The 16,796-nt window shown below is 72.9% G+C and carries 15 protein-coding genes and 1 tRNA gene; 9 read left to right on the top strand and 7 right to left on the bottom strand.

The features are described from left to right. Positions 1–4: 4 nt before the first annotated feature. From ACFWBB_RS35540 to ACFWBB_RS35525, 4 genes are all read right to left on the bottom strand, one after another. Entirely contained in the window at positions 5–1,321 is a 1,317-nt protein-coding gene (locus ACFWBB_RS35540; RefSeq protein ID WP_385281136.1) for an ABC transporter substrate-binding protein, read from the bottom strand. 192 nt (positions 1,322–1,513) lie between these two features. Further along, positions 1,514–2,983, bottom strand: coding sequence for a cellulose binding domain-containing protein (locus tag ACFWBB_RS35535; protein ID WP_385281134.1), 1,470 nt, complete (start codon positions 2,981–2,983; stop codon positions 1,514–1,516). A 179-nt stretch (positions 2,984–3,162) separates the two neighbouring features. Continuing rightward, positions 3,163–4,539 carry an ATP-binding protein gene (locus tag ACFWBB_RS35530; protein WP_385281132.1) on the bottom strand — a complete coding sequence of 459 codons (1,377 nt, stop codon included), beginning with the start codon at positions 4,537–4,539 and terminating at the stop codon, positions 3,163–3,165. Next, complete coding sequence (locus tag ACFWBB_RS35525; RefSeq protein WP_385281129.1) at positions 4,536–5,255, bottom strand: response regulator transcription factor; 720 nt, start codon at positions 5,253–5,255, stop codon at positions 4,536–4,538. Before ACFWBB_RS35525 ends, ACFWBB_RS35530 begins: the two co-directional genes overlap by 4 nt. Positions 5,256–5,397: 142 nt before the next feature. On the opposite strand from ACFWBB_RS35525, the gene ACFWBB_RS35520 reads away from it, so the two are divergent. Next, positions 5,398–5,916: a hypothetical protein gene (locus ACFWBB_RS35520; protein ID WP_385281128.1), complete on the top strand. Its 519-nt coding sequence runs from the start codon at positions 5,398–5,400 to the stop codon at positions 5,914–5,916. Between the two features lie 183 nt (positions 5,917–6,099). Here ACFWBB_RS35520 and ACFWBB_RS35515 read toward each other — a convergent pair whose 3' ends face one another. Next, positions 6,100–6,969, bottom strand: coding sequence for a spermidine synthase (locus tag ACFWBB_RS35515; protein ID WP_385281125.1), 870 nt, complete (start codon positions 6,967–6,969; stop codon positions 6,100–6,102). Positions 6,970–7,266: 297 nt separating this feature from the next. Next, complete coding sequence (locus tag ACFWBB_RS35510) at positions 7,267–7,659, bottom strand: hypothetical protein (protein WP_385281123.1); 393 nt, start codon at positions 7,657–7,659, stop codon at positions 7,267–7,269. Positions 7,660–7,915: 256 nt separating this feature from the next. On the opposite strand from ACFWBB_RS35510, the gene ACFWBB_RS35505 reads away from it, so the two are divergent. Then, the gene (locus tag ACFWBB_RS35505) at positions 7,916–9,379 is read left to right on the top strand and encodes a hypothetical protein (RefSeq protein WP_385281120.1); all 1,464 of its coding nucleotides are present in this window, start codon (positions 7,916–7,918) and stop codon (positions 9,377–9,379) included. Between the two features lie 45 nt (positions 9,380–9,424). Here ACFWBB_RS35505 and ACFWBB_RS35500 read toward each other — a convergent pair whose 3' ends face one another. Beyond that, positions 9,425–10,018, bottom strand: a complete 594-nt coding sequence (locus ACFWBB_RS35500; RefSeq protein ID WP_385281117.1) for a histidine phosphatase family protein — start codon at positions 10,016–10,018, stop codon at positions 9,425–9,427. Positions 10,019–10,241: 223 nt separating this feature from the next. Here ACFWBB_RS35500 and ACFWBB_RS35495 point away from each other — a divergent pair, with 223 nt between their 5' ends. The 7 genes from ACFWBB_RS35495 to ACFWBB_RS35465 all read left to right on the top strand — a co-directional run bounded on the left by ACFWBB_RS35495 (position 10,242) and on the right by ACFWBB_RS35465 (position 16,752). Continuing rightward, positions 10,242–11,201, top strand: a complete 960-nt coding sequence (locus ACFWBB_RS35495) for a phosphatase PAP2 family protein (RefSeq protein WP_385281115.1) — start codon at positions 10,242–10,244, stop codon at positions 11,199–11,201. Beyond that, entirely contained in the window at positions 11,146–12,273 is a 1,128-nt protein-coding gene (locus tag ACFWBB_RS35490) for a hypothetical protein (protein ID WP_385281112.1), read from the top strand. The genes ACFWBB_RS35495 and ACFWBB_RS35490 overlap by 56 nt, the downstream gene beginning before the upstream one ends. Beyond that, positions 12,264–13,853, top strand: coding sequence for a hypothetical protein (locus tag ACFWBB_RS35485; RefSeq protein ID WP_385281109.1), 1,590 nt, complete (start codon positions 12,264–12,266; stop codon positions 13,851–13,853). Before ACFWBB_RS35490 ends, ACFWBB_RS35485 begins: the two co-directional genes overlap by 10 nt. Continuing rightward, positions 13,850–15,190 (top strand): AAA family ATPase, encoded by a 1,341-nt coding sequence (locus ACFWBB_RS35480; RefSeq protein ID WP_385281107.1) that lies wholly within the window; start codon positions 13,850–13,852, stop codon positions 15,188–15,190. Before ACFWBB_RS35485 ends, ACFWBB_RS35480 begins: the two co-directional genes overlap by 4 nt. 178 nt (positions 15,191–15,368) lie before the next feature. Then, positions 15,369–15,737: a hypothetical protein gene (locus ACFWBB_RS35475; protein WP_310435087.1), complete on the top strand. Its 369-nt coding sequence runs from the start codon at positions 15,369–15,371 to the stop codon at positions 15,735–15,737. A 360-nt stretch (positions 15,738–16,097) separates the two neighbouring features. Continuing rightward, the gene (locus ACFWBB_RS35470; RefSeq protein WP_385281105.1) at positions 16,098–16,688 is read left to right on the top strand and encodes a bifunctional DNA primase/polymerase; all 591 of its coding nucleotides are present in this window, start codon (positions 16,098–16,100) and stop codon (positions 16,686–16,688) included. Next, positions 16,679–16,752: transfer RNA gene (locus ACFWBB_RS35465), tRNA-Lys, on the top strand. Before ACFWBB_RS35470 ends, ACFWBB_RS35465 begins: the two co-directional genes overlap by 10 nt. The last annotated feature ends 44 nt before the right edge of the window (positions 16,753–16,796 follow it).

Raw genomic sequence — 16,796 nt, 5'->3', positions numbered from 1 at the left:
CACCTCAGGCGGACGCGAAGATCGTCTTCTTCTGGCGTTCGATCGAGGACAGCAGGCTGTCGATGCCCTTGGGGTTCTGCAGGAACTTCTGCAGAGCGGGCTGCATCACCGTGGAGGTGAAGTCGGGGCGGCTGTCGCGGTCCATGAACTGGGTGAGGCTCTTGGCGGCGCCGATCATCTCGAACGCCTTCTTCTGCAGCGCCGAGTAGGCGGAGGTGTCGGCCTTGGCGGAGGCGGCCACCACGCTGGGGTCGCCCTTGAGGTAGAGCTCCTCGGCCGCCGGGGTGCCCAGGTACTCCAGCAGCTTGACGACGCCGTCGTGGTTCTTCGGCGCCTTGCTGACCATGAAACCGTCGGTGGGCGCCTCGACGGTGTCCTGCCCGTACGCGGAGTTGATCTCCGGGAAGGCGAAGAAGTCCAGGTCGTCCAGGTCGGCCTTGCTGGTGAACTGCTGCGCCACGAAGGAGCCCAGCAGATACATGCCGGCCTTCTTCGCCACCAGGGTCTGGGCCGCGTCCTGCCAGGTGCGGCCCATGAAGCCGTCCTGGTGGTAGGGCAGCAGCTCGGCCCAGTGGTCGAAGGCGGCCTTGACCTTCGCATCCGTCCACGAGGCCCTGCCCGCCATCAGCTCGACATGGAAGTCGTAGCCGTTGAGGCGGAAGTTGATCTGGTCGAAGGTGCCCATCGCCGGCCAGGCGTCCTTGTCACCGAAGGCGATCGGGACCAGGCCGTCCTTCTTCATCCGCTTGCACAGCGCGACCAGCTCGTCCCAGGTGGTGGGGACGCTGTAGCCGTGCTGCTGGAAGACACTCTTGCGGTAGAAGACCGCCCACGGGTACGTGGTCAGCGGCACGAAGTAGTACTTGCCGTCCGCGCCCTTGCTGAGCTTCTTCATCGCGTCGGGGAAGTTGTCCCCGATCTTCGCCCACACGTCGTCGATCGGCGAGGCGAGCTTCTTGGCCGCGAAGAACTGCATGCGGTAGCCGGCGAACCAGTTGAACACGTCGTCCGGAGTCCCCTGGAGGTAGGAGTTGATCTGCTCCTGGAACGTGTTGTGGTCCTTGGTGTTCACATCCACCGCGACCCCGGACTGCTTCTTGAACGCCGCGTAGACCTCGGCGAACGCCTTCTTCGGCACCGCGTCGGACGCGTTGGAACCGAGCGAGACGGTCTTCGGGTCGGACGCGGTACCACTGCCGCCGCACGCGGACAGCAGGGGTATGCCGGCGCCGAGCGCGGCCGCGCCGCCTATGCCGCGCAGGAGGGTGCGACGGCTCGGGGAGGGGAGGGCGAGGCGGCCGGAAGGAGAGAGGTGGTGCATGAACGGCTCCTGACGCGGGGTTCGGCCATCAGGTGTGGCTGAAAACCTGGTCTTAATCGACCAGAAACCAACTTGACCGAACACTGGGTGGCGCAATAACAGCCGTATGTCCGGTCATGCGTCAAGAGCCGCTGCCTTCATTTGTCGAAACGTAATCGACACACCTTGATCACCATCTCTCCACGCCCTTGATCACTTGAAGGTCGCGAAGGCCTTCGAGAAGGCGGAATCGGCCTGCGGGATCGAGCTGCACGTGGCGTCCGCGACGTTCTTGGCGCCGCCCGCGCACTGCTTGTCCCGGGTGGCCGACCACATCGACAGCCAGCCGAGCCCCTTCGACTTCGCGAAGGCGACGAGCTGGGTGGCGTCCTCGACCTTGAGGACCTCGGACGCGACGTCGTTCACGCCGATCATCGGAGTGACCGCGACCGTCTTCCAGGCGGCGCTGTCGCTCAGCCCGAACACACTCTTGACCTGGGCCTGAGTAGCGGTGGCTGCCTGCTCGGCGTACGTACCCATGTCACCGCTGTAAGCCGGACCGTAGTCCATGGCCATGACGTTGACTGTGGCCACCTTCACACCGTTCGCCTTGGCGTTGGAGAGCAAAGTCACGCCGTCCTGGGTCAGCCCCTCGGGCATCACGGGCAGCGTGAAGGAGACATCGAGATCCGGGTGCTGCCGCTGGAGCTCGGCGATCGCCCGGGCGCGTCGGGTGTTGGCCGCGGAGTCGGGCAGCGCGCCGCCCTCGATGTCGAAGTCGACCTTGGTGAGCTTGAACTGGTCCACGGCCTTCCCGTACGCCGCGGCCAGCGCGTCCGCCGAGGAGCACGTGGTCGCCAGCTCGGAGCCGGAGGCACCGCCGAAGGAGACCCGGACGTCGCCGCCCTTGGCCCGCAGGGCCCCGATCTGTGAGGCCACGCCGTCGCTCGCCAGGTCGGTCACGCCACCCCACTTGGGCGTGCAGCCGCCGCCGTCGGTGACGAACGCGAGGTTGTAGTCCTTCACACCGGTCGCGTCGACGCTCGCGAGGAGGTCGAAGGCGGGGTAGAGCGAGGTGTCGACGTAGGGGGCGAACCCGGCGGAGCCGGTGGTACCGGTACCGGTGCTCGCGCTGGTGCTCGGGGCGGGAGAGCCGGGGGACGAAGGGGAGGAGGCGGAGGGGGTGGCGGTCGGGCTCGGGGCCGCGGTGGGACTCGCGGATCGGGTCGGCCGTCCACTCGGCTCGGGTGTCGCGTTGTCGTCGGTGGAACACTTGGCCCCGTCGACGAGGCAACCGGCGGGGTCGGCCTGGCCGTTGACGACGAAGCCGACGGTGACGGACTCCCCGGCGGCGAGCCCGTCGGTGTCCCACTTGGGCGGCGAGACGGTGACGTGCTGCCCGCTGACGGCGGACTCCCCGTTCCACAGGGAGCTCAGCTTCGCCCCGGCCGGCAGGTCGAACTCCAGCTTCCAGGCCGCCTTCGCCCGACCGCTGTCGTTCGTCACGACGTACTGCGCGGTGTACCCCGTCGACCAGTCGCTGGTCCTGGTGTAGGCCGCCCCGACCCCGGCCGCCTGCGCGGTGCCGCCGAGGAGCACGGCGCCGCCGCCCACCACCGCTGCGGCGACCGCGCCGCCGATCATCTTGTTCCTGCCGCTGACCCTGCGCCGATGCGTGCTCATCACATGCCTGCCTTCACTGCTCACGGGGGTTCCCGGGGGTGGGGTGAGGCAGCACGCTAGCGATCCCGAAACGGGCAAAACGTCTGACAGGGACGGCGGTCCGGGATCTTAGGGAGTGCTTAAGGAACACATCGGGGGCGGTTAAAGGTCGAGACCGATCCGGGCCGGCGATCCGGCCCTCAGGAGCGGCCGGCGACCGCCCGTCGCCGCCTGCGCACAGCCCCCCGGTGGCCCTTGCGCACCGGCTCCCGGCCGTTCAGCTGGATCCAGACGCGTACCTCGGTCCCGCCCAGTACCGAGGAGCCGATGCGGACGTCACCGCCCGTCGACTCGGCGAGCCGGCGGACGATGTCCAGACCGAGGCCGGTCGAGCCCGCGGTGCCCGAGCCGCGACCGCGGGCCATCGCCGCCTCGGGGTCGTGGATGCCCGGGCCCGCGTCCGAGACGAGGACGATCACCGCGTCCTCGCCGTTGTGGACGTCGACCGCGAAGGCCGTGCCCTCCGGGGTGTGCCGGAAGACGTTGCCGAGCAGGGCGTCCAGAGCGGCGGCGAGGTCGGTGCGGGCCACGGGTATGCGGACCGGGCGGTCGACGCCGGCCGTGCGCACCTTGCGGCCCTCGTCCTCCGCGAGCGCCGACCAGAACGCCATCCGCTCCCGGACCACCTCCGCCGCGTCACAGCCCGCGCCCGGACCTGGCGCCGCCGTCTGCGGCTTGGCCTCCCGCGCCGTCCGGATGATCGTGTCCACCTCGCGCTCCAGCTGAGCGACGGCCGTTCTCGTCTGCTCGGCGGCCGGCGAGTCGCCCAGCGAGGCGGCGTTGAGACGCAGCACGGTCAGCGGGGTGCGCAGCCGGTGGGACAGATCCGCCGCCAACTCGCGCTCATTTGCCAGCAGTTGGACGACCTGATCGGCCATCGAGTTGAACGCCACCGCCGCGAGACGCAGTTCGCTCGGACCCTCCTCGGGCACTCTCGCCCCGAGTTGCCCCTCCCCCAGTTCGTGCGCCCCCTCGACCAGCCGCTTCGCCGGCTGCACCATCCGTACGCCCAGCCGGTCGGCGACGGCGACCGAGCCGACGACCAGCGCGGCCCCGACCGCCGCGAGCACCGCCCAGGCCGTGCCGACGCCGTTGCTCACCTCGGACTCGGGGACGTACACCTCGACCACCACGGTCCCCAGACTCAGCGCGACCGGCTGGAGCAGCGCGGAACCCCCGGGGACCTCTGCGGTGGAGGCGCGGCCCAGTTTCCGTACGGCCGCGATGTCCGTGTCCGCCGCGCGCTGCCGGCCGAGGTCGACGGCGGCCCGGCCCTCGCTCGCCGGGAGGTGCACCGCCATTCCGTCGTCGGAGCCCGCCGAGGCGACGACCCGCTCCAGCTGGTCGCGGTCGGTCGTGATGGACAGCGCCGGGACCACGACCGCGGCCTCCCGCTCGGCGTTGGAGAACGCGCGGTCGCGGGCCATCTCCTTGATGACGAGGCCGAGCGGCACCGCGAAGGCGATCACGACCATCGTGGTGACCGCCAGACAGACCTTGACCAGTGCCCATCTCATCGCAGCGGCCCCGTCCCCCCGGAGTCCGGGACAGGGGGCTCCAGCTTCACGCCGACGCCCCGCAGGGTGTGCAGATAGCGCGGCCGCGCCGCCGTCTCGCCCAGCTTGCGGCGCAGCCAGGACAGATGGACGTCGATGGTCTGGTCGTCGCCGTAGGACTGCTGCCACACCTCGGCCAGCAGTTCCCGGCGCGGGACCACGACCCCCGGCCGGCCGGCGAGGAAGGCCAGCAGGTCGAACTCACGGCGTGTGAGGTCGAGCCGTACGCCGTCCAGCTCGGCCTGCCGGCGCAGCGGGTCGACGGTCAGACCGCCGACGCGGATGACGCTGGAGGGCGGGGGTTCCGCGGCGCCGGACCGGGCCCGCCGCAGCACGGCGGCCATCCGGGCAGACAGGTGCTCCACCGAGAACGGTTTGGTCAGATAGTCGTCCGCGCCCGCGTTCAGCAGCCGGACGATCTCCGCCTCGTCGTCGCGCGCGGTGGCGATGATGACCGGGACGTCCGTGATGCCGCGCAGCATCTTCAGGGCCTCGGAGCCGTCCAGATCGGGCAGGCCCAGGTCGAGGATGACCACGTCGAAGCGGAAATGGGCGACCTCGCGCAGCGCCTCCAGCGCCGTACCGACGCTGCGCACGAGGTGCGAGGCGTCGGTCAGCTGCCGGATGAGCGCCGAGCGTACGAACTGGTCGTCCTCGACCACGAGCACACTTGCCATGCGCCGCAACCTACGCCATGCGGACGGGGGTCATTCGGGCCTGTGGACAACTCGGCTCCTGTGGACGACCGGTGAGCCGGCGGTGCGGGCCGAGGGGACATCCGTACGACACGGATGAGGCGGGTGGGGCAAGATGGCCGCGATGCGCAGAGGACTCGTACACGTACTGGCCTGGTCGCTCGCCACGGGCGCGGCGGTCTCGCTGTCGTGGTGGGGTGTGCACACGGTGATGACGGGCACGGCCTACGATCCTCCGCGCGCCCTGCCGCTCAGCGCGGCCGAGGCGACCACGCAGGTGTCGAAGCCGCCGGCCTCGCCGACGGGCCGGCCGTCGGCGGCGCACAGCCCGTCCCCGTCCCCGAGCCGGACCCCGGCGACACCGGCCCCCTCGCGGACGGTGGCCGCGAGCCCCTCCCCGTCCCCCACGTCCACCACCTCCGGGCAGGTCAAGAGCTACGACACCGACGGCGGGCGGGTCGTCTTCGACCTGGGCGAGGCCTCCGCGACGCTCGTCTCGGCCACCCCGGGGCCGGGCTGGTCGATGCAGGTGTGGAAGACGCAGTCGTGGATCCGGGTGGAGTTCGGCTCCGGCGCGGACCGGGTGTCGGTCTTCTGCACCTGGCACGACGGACCGCCCCGGGTGGAGGTGGGGACCTACTAGGCCCCGCCCGACGGCCGGCATCCGGCCTGGAGGTCAAGTGCGCGGCCGCCGCCTTCATCGGCGTGTTCACCACCCTCGTACGGCACTGGGTGGAGGGCGACGGGAAGGAGGACCCGGCGGCGCCGTACGAGCGTCATCCGCCGTTGCTGTCGCGGGGGTTGCCCTTCTGAGCCGGGACCTGACTCAGCGGAACACCGAAGGCGGGGGTGCCGGTGAGGCCACCGCCGACGCGTCCACCACCGCTGCCGCGCCGCCGGTAAAGTCGGTGAGCGCCCGGCCGTGCTCGACCCGGCCGGGGTGCGGATCGGAGGCGGCCCGGCGGGTCAGCTCGGCGGCCGGCAACGGCAGATCGCAGGCAACGAGCACCGCGTTGCCGAACCGCTTGCCGCGCAGCACGGCCGGATCCGCGACCAGCGCCAGTTCGGCGAACCGGGCGGCGGCGGTGGCGATCTGGCCGCGCAGATGCGCGAGCGGCGGGCCGTCGGCGAGGTTGGCGGCGTAGACCCCGCCGGGCCTCAGGGCCCTGCGGACCTCGTCGAGGAACTCGGTCGAGGTGAGGTGGGCCGGGGTCCGGGCGCCACTGAACACATCGGCCAGGACGAGATCGGCCCAGCCGTCGGGCACCTTGGCGAGACCTTCGCGCGCGTCGAGGGACCTGACCCTGATCCGCGCCCCCGGGTCCAACGGCAGTTCCCGGCGCACCAGTCGGACCAGGGCCGCGTCCCGTTCGACGACCTGCTGGGTGGAGCGGGGGCGGGTGGCGGCGACGTACCGGGCGAGGGTGAACGCGCCGCCGCCGAGGTGCACGGCGTGCAGGGGCTTGCCGGGCGGGGCGATGAGGTCGATGACATGGCCGAGGCGCCGCTGGTACTCGAAGGAGAGATACGCGGGGTCGTCGAGGTCGACGTGCGACTGGGGCGCTCCGTCGATGAGCAGCGTCCAGGCCCGCGCCCGGTCCCGGTCGGGTACGAGCTGGGCGAGCCCGCCGTCGACGGTCTCGACGACGGCGGCATCGGCGTCCCGCTCGCGCCGGGTGTTCCTGGACTTTGCCATGACAGCATTTTCGCAGGCTGCGCGGGCTCCCCGCGCGCCCGGCCGAAAGCGCCCCGGACAGCGCGCACGGGCAGCACGCACGGAGGTCGAGGAGGTCACGGACACACGCGCGTGCAGTCGGGCCGTACAGCGCGCGCGATCGAGCGCTTCGGCGCGTGAGGTCAGGGCGCTTCGGCGCGTGAGCTTGGGGCGGCGCTTCGGCGCGCGCGGTCAGGGCGCTTCGGCGCATGAGGTCAGGGCCTTCGGCGCGCGTGGGTCGGGAACGCGCGCGTCACGCCGGTCACGCCGGAGGCGCCCTCAGCGGCAGCTGTCCGCCGCCTCGATCAACCGGGCCGCCTCGCCCAACGCACGCCGCAGCACCGCCGGATCGGTCGCGAGGTCGGCCTCGCCGGGGGGCACCAGCCAGTCCGAGCCCCGGGCCGGCGGCTCGGGGGCGAGTCGCAGCCCCCGGCCGTCGGTCACCGTGCAGGTACTGCCCGGCACGTCCCAGGCCGCCGCCGTCCCGGCCGGCACCACGAAGCCGAGGGTGTCGTCGCCGTCGTCGTGCAGGACGGGCCCCACCCCGTCCCCCGCCGGCCCCCTCCGCAGGATGTCGACCGCCTCCAGTCCTTGACGGGTCGGCACCGTCACCAGGTCGCACGCCACCGCCGACGGCATAGAAGGATCGTTGTTGCTCTGGCTGGTCTCCATCCCGGCCTCCACCGCGCAGCCCGCCTGTAGTCCACAGGGTTGAACGCCTCAGGACGTCAAGGGCTACGGCGGAAGTCCGCCGCAAAGGATGGCAGTTCATGGCAGATCGCGGATGAGATATCCGATTTGTGGCCAAACACCGCATGGCGGCCCGACCACAGCAGGTACGTTCTTGCCCGCCGGGAACAAGGGTGCCACACGGACAACTCATCCCTGTTCCGGCATGGTTCGACGGTTCGCACGAGAGGACCCGGCCATGGCGTCGTCAACGGTGACCCCACCTCGGCCCGACCGGCCGGCACGGCCCAACCTCGCTTTCCGCCACCTGCGCGGACATCGCTCGCCGGCCGAGTTCGCCGCGCTCGTGCGGCGGGCCGCGCGCGAGATCGGCGAGCGGGTGAGCTGCGACGCGCGCTACATCGGGCGCGTCGAGGCGGGAGAGATCCGCTGCCCCAACTACGCGTACGAGCGGGTGTTCCTGCACATGTTCCCCGGCCGCACGCTCACCGATCTGGGGTTCGCGTCCCGAGCGTCCGTACGCGGCCGGGGGCCGCGTCCCGCCGAGGACACGCCCTGTGTACACACCACGAGACCGGAGCGCACCACCAGTGACGAGCGGGGCACGAATGAGACGGGTGGGGCGCATGAGCCGTATGACACGCAGGACCCGTACGACACGCACCACGACCACGACCACGAGGAGAGCGACGTGCTGCGTCGCGCATTCATGACCGGCGGAGGTGCCACCATGGCCGCCGCCACCCTGGGCCCCCGCGGGCTCGCCCACGACGCGTCGGTGAAGCGCCCTGTGCGCCGCGCGGGAACGAGCGAGGCCGGTGCCCTCGAAGAAGCGGTCCGCAGAATCCGGCTGCTGGACGACCGGCACGGGGCCGACGGCCTCTACCGGCGCGCGGCCGCTCCGCTGCGCGCCGCCTTCGCGCTGCTGGACGCCGGGACGACCCGGCAGACGACCGCCGACCGGCTCCACTCGGGCGCCGGCGAGCTCGCCATCTCGGTGGGCTGGCTGGCACATGACTCGGGCCGGTTCGACGACGCCCGCTCGCACTACGCGGAGGCCCTGGCGACCGCCCGGATGACCGGGGACGAGGCGCTGGAGGCGCACGCCTTCTGCAACACGGCGTTCCTCGCGCGGGACGCGGGCAGACCCCGCGAGGCCGTCCGCGCCGCCCAGGCCGCCCAGCGCGTCGCCCGCCCCCTGGGCTCGCCCCGTCTGCTGTCGCTGCTGGCGCTGCGCGAGGCGGGCGGCTGGGCGGGGCTCGCCGACCGCACGGGCTGCGAGCAGGCCCTCGTCCGCGCGCAGGCCCTCTACGACCGGGGCCCCTGCGACAACGACCCCGAGTGGATGACCTTCTACGGCGAGGCCGAACTGGAGGGCCTCGAGGCGCAGTGCTGGTCGACGCTGGGCGACTGGCCGCGCGCGGCCCGGCACGCGGGGCGGGCGGCGGACCTCCAGGACCCGCACTTCACCCGGAACATCGCGCTGTACACGGCCCAGCTGGCGGACGACCTCGCGCGCGGGGGCCGTCCCGACGAGGCGGCGGTGGCCGGGATGCGGGTGCTGGATCTGCTGGACCAGGTCCAGTCGTCCAGGATCCAGACGATGCTGGCGGGCACGGCCAGAGTGCTGCTGCCGCACCGGCGGGCGGGTGGCGTGTCCACCTTCCTGGAACGGCACGCCTCGACACCGCGGACGGTGTGAGACACGGTCCCCGAGACCGCCCGCGGTCGCCGGGCGGGTTCGCGGCTACCCGAGGTGTCCGAGGTCGTTCCAGCTCTCGATCGCCGGTTCGCCGTAGGCCCAGCCCAGGAGCGACAGGGACGTCGGGTTCAGACGTATCCGGGCCGCGAAGTCCAGTGGCAGACCCAGCCAGCGTGCCCCGATGGAGCGAAGGATGTGCCCGTGCGCGAAGACCAGCACGTCCCGGTCGGCCGAGCGGGCCCAGGCGACGGCCTCGTCCGCGCGGGCGGTCACCTCGGCGAGGGTCTCGCCCTCGGGGACGCCGTCGCGCCAGATCAGCCAGCCGGGCCGGGCGGCGTGGATCTCGGCGGGGGTCATGCCCTCGTAGGCGCCGTAGTGCCACTCCATGAGGGTGTCCCAGGCGGTGGCCCGCTCGCCGAAGCCGGCGAGTTCGCACGTCTCACGCGCGCGTGCCAGCGGGCTGGTACGGATCTCCGCGTCCGCGAGACCGCCGAACGGCGCCCGGTGCAGCCGCTCGCCCAGCAGCCTGGCGCCCCTGCGGCCCTCCTCCAGGAGGGGCACGTCGGTCCTGCCGGTGTGCTTGCCGGACAGCGACCACTCCGTCTGTCCGTGCCGGGCCAGCAGGATGCGCGGTGCCATGGGGGACCTTTCCGGGGAAACCCTGGGACGGAGCAGGGAGGAAATCGGGGGCGGATCCCCTCCATCATCGCTCACCCTGAACAGGGGCAACCCGGCGGGCGATCTCAGCGTCTTTGAGATCCGGGGCGCCCATAAAGGGCGCACGCACACGCCGTAAAGTGGCCCGTCCCGCGCCACCGGCGCAGCAGCGACGACACAGCGACACGAAGGGGGAGGCGATCGGATGCCGCAGACCGAGACACCAGGCACCGAGGCGGCCCCGCGTACGCGGCTGCGCTGGTGGACCGAGCTGCCCCTGATCCTGCTGGTGTACGCCTGCTACTCCGCGGGCCGGCTGCTCGCGCGGGGCGATGTGACCACCGCCGTCGACCACGGCCTGGCGATCCTGCGCGTCGAGGAGTTCCTGCACATCAACGCCGAGCACCCGCTGAACCGGCTGTTCAGGACCCAGGCGTGGATAGGTGTGCCGGCCGACTTCTGGTACGCGTCGCTGCACTACGTGGTGACGCCCGTGATCCTGGTCTGGCTGTTCAGGTCACGGGCCGTGCGCTACCGGGCGGCCCGCACCTGGCTGATGACGTCCACGTTCATGGGCCTCATCGGCTTCACGCTGCTGCCCACCTGCCCGCCCCGGCTGCTGTCGGCGGGCCACGGCTTCGTGGACACCATGGCCCAGTACAGCTCGTACGGCTGGTGGGGCGGCGAGGCGAGCGCCCCGCGCGGCATGGGCGGCATGACCAACCAGTACGCGGCCATGCCCAGCCTGCACGTCGGCTGGGCCCTGTGGTGCGGCCTGATGCTGTGGCGCCACGCCGGCACCCGCACGGCGAAGACGGCGGGTGTCCTCTACCCGCTGGTGACGACACTCGTGGTGATGGGCACCGCCAACCACTACTTCCTCGACGCGGTCGCGGGCGCGGCCGTGATGGGTGTCGGGCTGCTGCTGACGCCGTTGGTGATGCGCGGTGCGGACCGCGCCCGGGTGTATTTCGCGGCCCGTGTCCCGCTGGTCGCGGCGGCCTCGCCGAGCACATCGGCCCCGATTGTCAGTGGCGGATGCCAGACTTCGACGGGTGAGCGAATTCCACGGCAGCGCGAGTCACGGTTCGGCCCCGGAGCCGAGCCGGGTGCCACCCCCTCGGACGCGGACGCGGGGGACGGCGCTCCGGCAGCGGCTCGCTGAGCTGCGCGGCCCCGACGTACCGGCCAAGGCGCTGGACGCCCGCGCCCTCGCGGCGCTGGCCGCGAACCCGGGCTGCGAGCGGCGCGCGATCCTCGACGGCGCCGGGGTGGACAAGGCGACGCTGGCGGACGCGCTGGGCTCGCCCTCGGCCTTCGGGCAGTCCCAGTTCGCCCTCACCCGCGGCAACGCGTTCGAGGCGAAGGTGAAGCGGGACGGCGGCGCGGAACTGCTGCGGCTGGTGCACGAGCGGCTGGACCCCGGCGCGGCACCGCCCTCCCGCGCGGCTGTGCCGGACCTCTCCGCGATCGGCCCCGAGGGCCGCACCGCGCGCACCGCGCTGGCGCTGCGCGAGGCCACCGCGGCGGCCGGCACCTGGACGCTCCTGGACCATCCGATGATCGCCCTCGACGTCGCGGGCTCCCCCGCCTTCCTCGAGCCGGACGCGGTCGTGGTGCACCCGGACGGCAGCTGGACGGTCGTGGAGATCAAGTCCTTCCCGATGCTGGACGGTTCGGCGGACCCGGCGAAGGTCGGCGCGGCCGCCCGCCAGTCCGCCGTGTACGTGCTCGCCCTCGAGGAGGTCGCCGCCCGCCTCGACCCGGCCCCGTCCGTGCGCCACCGCGTCCTCCTGGTCTGCCCCAAGGACTTCTCCAACCTGCCCACCGCCTCCGCCGTGGACGTGCGCAAACAGCGCGCGGTCACCCGGCGCCAACTGGCCCGCCTCACCCGCATCCAGGACATCGCCGACGCCCTCCCCGACGGCACCTGCTTCTCCCCCGAGCTGCCCGCCGAGCAGCTCACGGCGGCCGTCGAGGCGGTTCCCGCGGTGTACGCGCCCGAGTGCCTGGCCGCCTGTGAGCTGGCCTTCCACTGCCGCGACCGCTCCCGCGCGGCCGGCGCGGTCACCTCTCTCGGCCGTTCCGTGCGGGCCGAACTGGGCGGGCTGACGACCGTCGAGGACGTCCTGGCGGCGGCGCGCGGCGAGACCGGGGACCCACGGGATCCGGCGGTGGCCGCCCTGCGCCGGGCCGCACAGCTCCGCGCCGAGGCCCTGGGGACGATGTGTCACTGATCACCACCCTCGCCCGCCTCGAGGCCGTCACCACCGGCCGCGCCCAGCCCACCGCCACCGTCCGGCACCGGCACCTGTCCGAGCGGCCGCTGGTCTTCGTGCCGCTGACCACCGCCGGTGAGGCCGGCGCCCCCCTGGGCGCGCTGGTGGGCACCGACCGGGACGCGCCGCGCCTGCTCGTCGTACCGCAGCCCCGCGACCGCGACCTGAGGTTCGCGTTCCTCGCCGAACTGGCCGACGTCGTCCTGCCGTACCTCGACTCCTACGCCGACGTCGTCGAGGCCGCCGAACGCAACGAGACCGACCCGGAGACCGGCAAACGCGTCAAGGTCGAGGTCGAGCTGTGCGCCGACGCGCCCCAGCTGATCGTGCCGAGCCGGGCGGGCGTCGACCTCGTGCGCCTGCTGGGCCGCACCATGCGCTTCCGGCGCACGGCGGAGCAGGACCCGGAGACGCCGCATCCCGCGCCCCCGCGCGTGCCGCTGCTCGGCCGGTGGCTGACCCACTTCGGGGAGCGCTCCCGGGTGCCCGGCTCCTCGCTGCTGACGGCGATGACGGAGCTCCTGGGCCTGCACTGGGCGACCGGGCAGTCCAGCCTGGAGGACCAGCACCTGGGGGCCCAGCTCGCCTGGATCGCCCCGCCGCCGGGCGAGCCGGGCGCGGCGGCGGCGCTGCGGGCGGAACTCGCGCGGGACGCCGACGGGCAGTTGTGGTGCCCGCCGGCCGGTCCGGCGACCGACCCGGCGTTCGACAACAAGCTGCTCGCCCCGGCCATCGAGCGCTACGACCGCGCGCGTACCGCGCTGGCCGCCGCCGAGGACGGCCTGCAGGCCGACGACCGGCTGGGCGCGCTCACCGCGGCCGAGCGGGAGATCCGCGAACTGGTGAAGAGCCGGACGCTGCCCACCTGGGAGAAGGTGTGGCAGGGCCTCGACCTGCTGCGGGAGCTGCCGGAGGGCGCGCACGTCGAGGAGCGGTGGACGCGCGACCGCTGGTCGTTCACCGGCCACCGCGACCGGGTCGTCGCCGGCGAGCCCCCGCAGCCGCGGCGGGACGACGCGGTCACCGCCGCCAACAAGCTCGCCACCCGGGAGCGCGAACAGGCCCGGCTGGAGGCGCAGCAGGCGCTCGACGACCCGCTGGTGATGGCGGGGCGGCGGCTGGCCGGGGAGGCGTTCGCGGGCGAGATCGTCGACGTGGTCATGGCGTACAGCGAGAGCAAGCGGCCCAGTCCGCGCCCGCTGGTCACCGTACGGACGGACGACCGGCCGCAGCTCGGGGAGCGGGCGAAGGTGTACCGGTCGCTGGGCGGGAAGCCGCAGGCGGCCGAGTTCGTGGAGCGGGCGGCGGAGGATCTTCTCGTGCTGCGGATCGTCGACAAGATGGGCCGCGGCAAGGAGCCCGAGGTGGGGTCCGTGCCCGAGAAGGGCGACCGGCTCTGCTTCACGCTCTTCGAGCACGAGCAGCGCGGCGGCGCGAAGCTGCCCGCCCCGGAGGACACGCCGTGGACGCACGGGGGACCGCCGGGCGAGCAGGTGCCCGAAGCCCCCGACTCCGTCACCCAGGAGGACGTTCTGTGACCACCGAGGCCGCCGTCGACCCCGGTACCGCCGCCACCCGCGCCACCGACGCGATCCTGCGCGACACGCTGCACGGCACCGCGCGCGGGGTGGTGGTCGACTCCCCGCCGGGCGCCGGCAAGTCCACGCTCGTCGTCCGCGCGGCGCTGGAACTCGCCGACGCGGGGCGGCCGCTGATGGTGGTCGCGCAGACCAACGCGCAGGTCGACGACCTGGTCGTACGGCTCGCCGTGAAGAATCCCGCGCTGCCGGTGGGCCGGCTGCACAGCAGCGACACCGACCCGTACGACAAGGTTCTCGATGAGCTGGCCAACGTCAGGAAGTCGGCGAAGGCATCGGACCTGGCGGGCCTGCCGGTGGTGATCTCCACCGCCGCCAAGTGGGCGCATGTGAAGGTCGACGAGCCGTGGCGGCACGCGATCGTGGACGAGGCGTACCAGATGCGGTCGGACGGGCTGCTGGCCGTGGCCGGGCTGTTCGAGCGGGCGCTCTTCGTCGGCGACCCGGGCCAGCTGGACCCGTTCTCGATCGTCGGCGGCGAGCAGTGGGCGGGACTGTCGTACGACCCGTCGGCCTCGGCGGTGAGTACCCTGCTCGCGCACAACCCCGAGCTGCCGCAGCACCGGCTGCCGGTGTCCTGGCGGCTCCCGGCGTCGGCGGCGCCCCTGGTGTCCGACGCGTTCTACCCGTACACCCCGTTCCGCAGCGGCACCGGGCACGGCGACCGGCGGCTGTCCTTCGCCGTCCCCTCGGACGGCTCCGGGACCGACCGGGTGATCGACGAGGCGGCGGAATCGGGCTGGGGCCTGCTGGAGCTGCCCGCCCGGCACACGCCCCGGACCGACCCGGAGGCGGTGCGGGCCGTCGCGACGGTCGTGAGGCGGCTGCTGGACCGGGGCGGCGCGGCCACCTCGGAGCTCTCCTCCGACCCGGCTCCGCTGACCGCCGACCGGGTGGCCGTCGGCACGGCCCACCGTGACCAGGCGGCGGCCGTGCGGGCGGCGCTGGCCGAGCTGGGTGTCCGGGAGGTGACCGTGGACACGGCGAACCGGCTCCAGGGCATGGAGTTCGACGTCACGGTGATCCTCCACCCGCTCTCCGGCCGCCCCGACGCCACCGCCTTCCACCTGGAGACGGGCCGCCTGTGCGTCCTCGCCTCCCGCCACCGGCACGCGTGCGTGGTGGTGTGCCGGGCGGGCGTGGGCGACCTCCTCGACGCCTACCCGTCGACGGAACCGGTCCAGCTGGGAACCCTCGTGAAGTTCCCGGACGGCTGGGAGGCCAACCACGCGGTACTGGCCCACCTGGCGGAACACCGGGTGCCCTGGAGACCCTGACCTCGCCCTTCCGGACACCGATTGGAAGCCTCGAACCGGTGGGAACATCGGGGGCCCCGGGAGGCTTGAGAGTGCGGGGCGGAGTGCCCCTTGCGCCATCGGGGGACAATGGAGGGTGGTCCACCGCACCGGCGCCGTGCCTTGCGGCGTCATCCGAACCGTACGAGGAGGAGAAGACATGGCGGAGCCCACGCCGCGTCGGAACGAACCGCGGCTACGCCCCGCGCCCCTGCTCTTCGAGCCCGCCGAGGCGGCCGGCGATCCGGAGCACTTCTTCGACCTGGAGTCGATAGACGATCCGGCCGCGTTGCTCACGCGGGCGACGGAGCTGACGCTCGCCTTCCGGGCGGCGGCCGACCGGGCGGTGGAGTTCCAGGCCATGGCGGCGGCGCAGCTCGCCGATCCGCGCCGCTTCGACCGGCTGACCCCGGCGGACATCGGCGAGCGGGCCGAGTGGACCGAGGACTACGCGAAGAAGATGGTCGAGTTCGGCCGTGATCTGCTGCGGGGCGACACGGAGGGGCGGGGGCACGCCGACCCCGTGTGAGCCCGGGAGCGCCCGGCAGAGCCTGGGGGAGCACCCGGCAGTGCCCGTGGAGCGCCCGGCAGGGCCTGGGGGAGGACCCCGGCAGTGCCCGGGGAGGACCCGGCAGTGCCCGGGGAGCGCCCGGCAGTGCCCGGGGAGGACCCGGCAGTGCCCGGGGAGCGCCCGGCAGGCCCTGCACGCACCGGCACGACCGGGCGAGCCGGCCGCGCGCCGACCCCGACCACGCCGAATCCCGGCTGCTCGGCCCGTCCGGTCATCTGGCATATGCCGGGCGGGCAAGATACTCCTACCTCCCCTCTCCCGTCCCGGTTTCCCGCAACCCTGTGAATTCGGCCGTTCACCCCCGGTAGACCTGGCGGTATGAGCAGCGCATGCGACGACGAACCCATCGGTGTCACCCCGGACGGCGCCGTCTGGCTGGCCTCCGCCGGGACGTATCCGCGCAGCACGCTCACCCACTGGCGGGAGCGGCCGGACGCCCCGGTGGTGCTGCCCTGCGGCTCGGTGTTCGACATCGTCAGCGCGCCGGCGATGTTCGGGCGGCTGATGCTCGACCGGCTGTGGGGCGAGGGTCCGGGCTCCGGGCCGGTGGCCGCGTTCCGCGGGCGGACGCTGCTGTTCGCGGCGCCGGGCACGGCCCAGCGGCTGCCCTCGCTGCTGGAGTGGGAGGAGTGGAGTGCCGAAGGCCGCCGGGACGGCCGTACCGCGGCGGTGCCGCCGCTGCTGTGCCACGGCACGGGTGACGCGGTGACCGTGCCCGCGCTCACCCCCGCGCCGGACGGTGCCTCGACACGCTGGATGGTGGCTCCGGACACCCGTCACCCCTGGCTGCCGGGCCCCGAAATCCTGCTGTGGGCGGCCGTCCGGGCAGCCCGTTCGGCGGTGCGGATATCGATTTCTCCTCCCCAGGACCAGGATGCTAAGGTCTACGACGTCAGCAGGCGCCGCTAGCTCAGTTGGTTAGAGCAGCTGACTCTTAATCAGCGGGTCCGGGGTTCGAGTCCCTGGCGGCGCACGACATCGACGGCGGGGCTGGTTCGCGGAAAACGCGAACCAGCC

This window comes from Streptomyces sp. NPDC060000 (genome assembly GCF_042737375.1).
Lineage (GTDB): Bacteria > Actinomycetota > Actinomycetes > Streptomycetales > Streptomycetaceae > Streptomyces.
The sequence above is the reverse complement of the archived record's forward strand: the minus strand, read 5'-3'. Positions and strand labels throughout refer to the sequence as shown.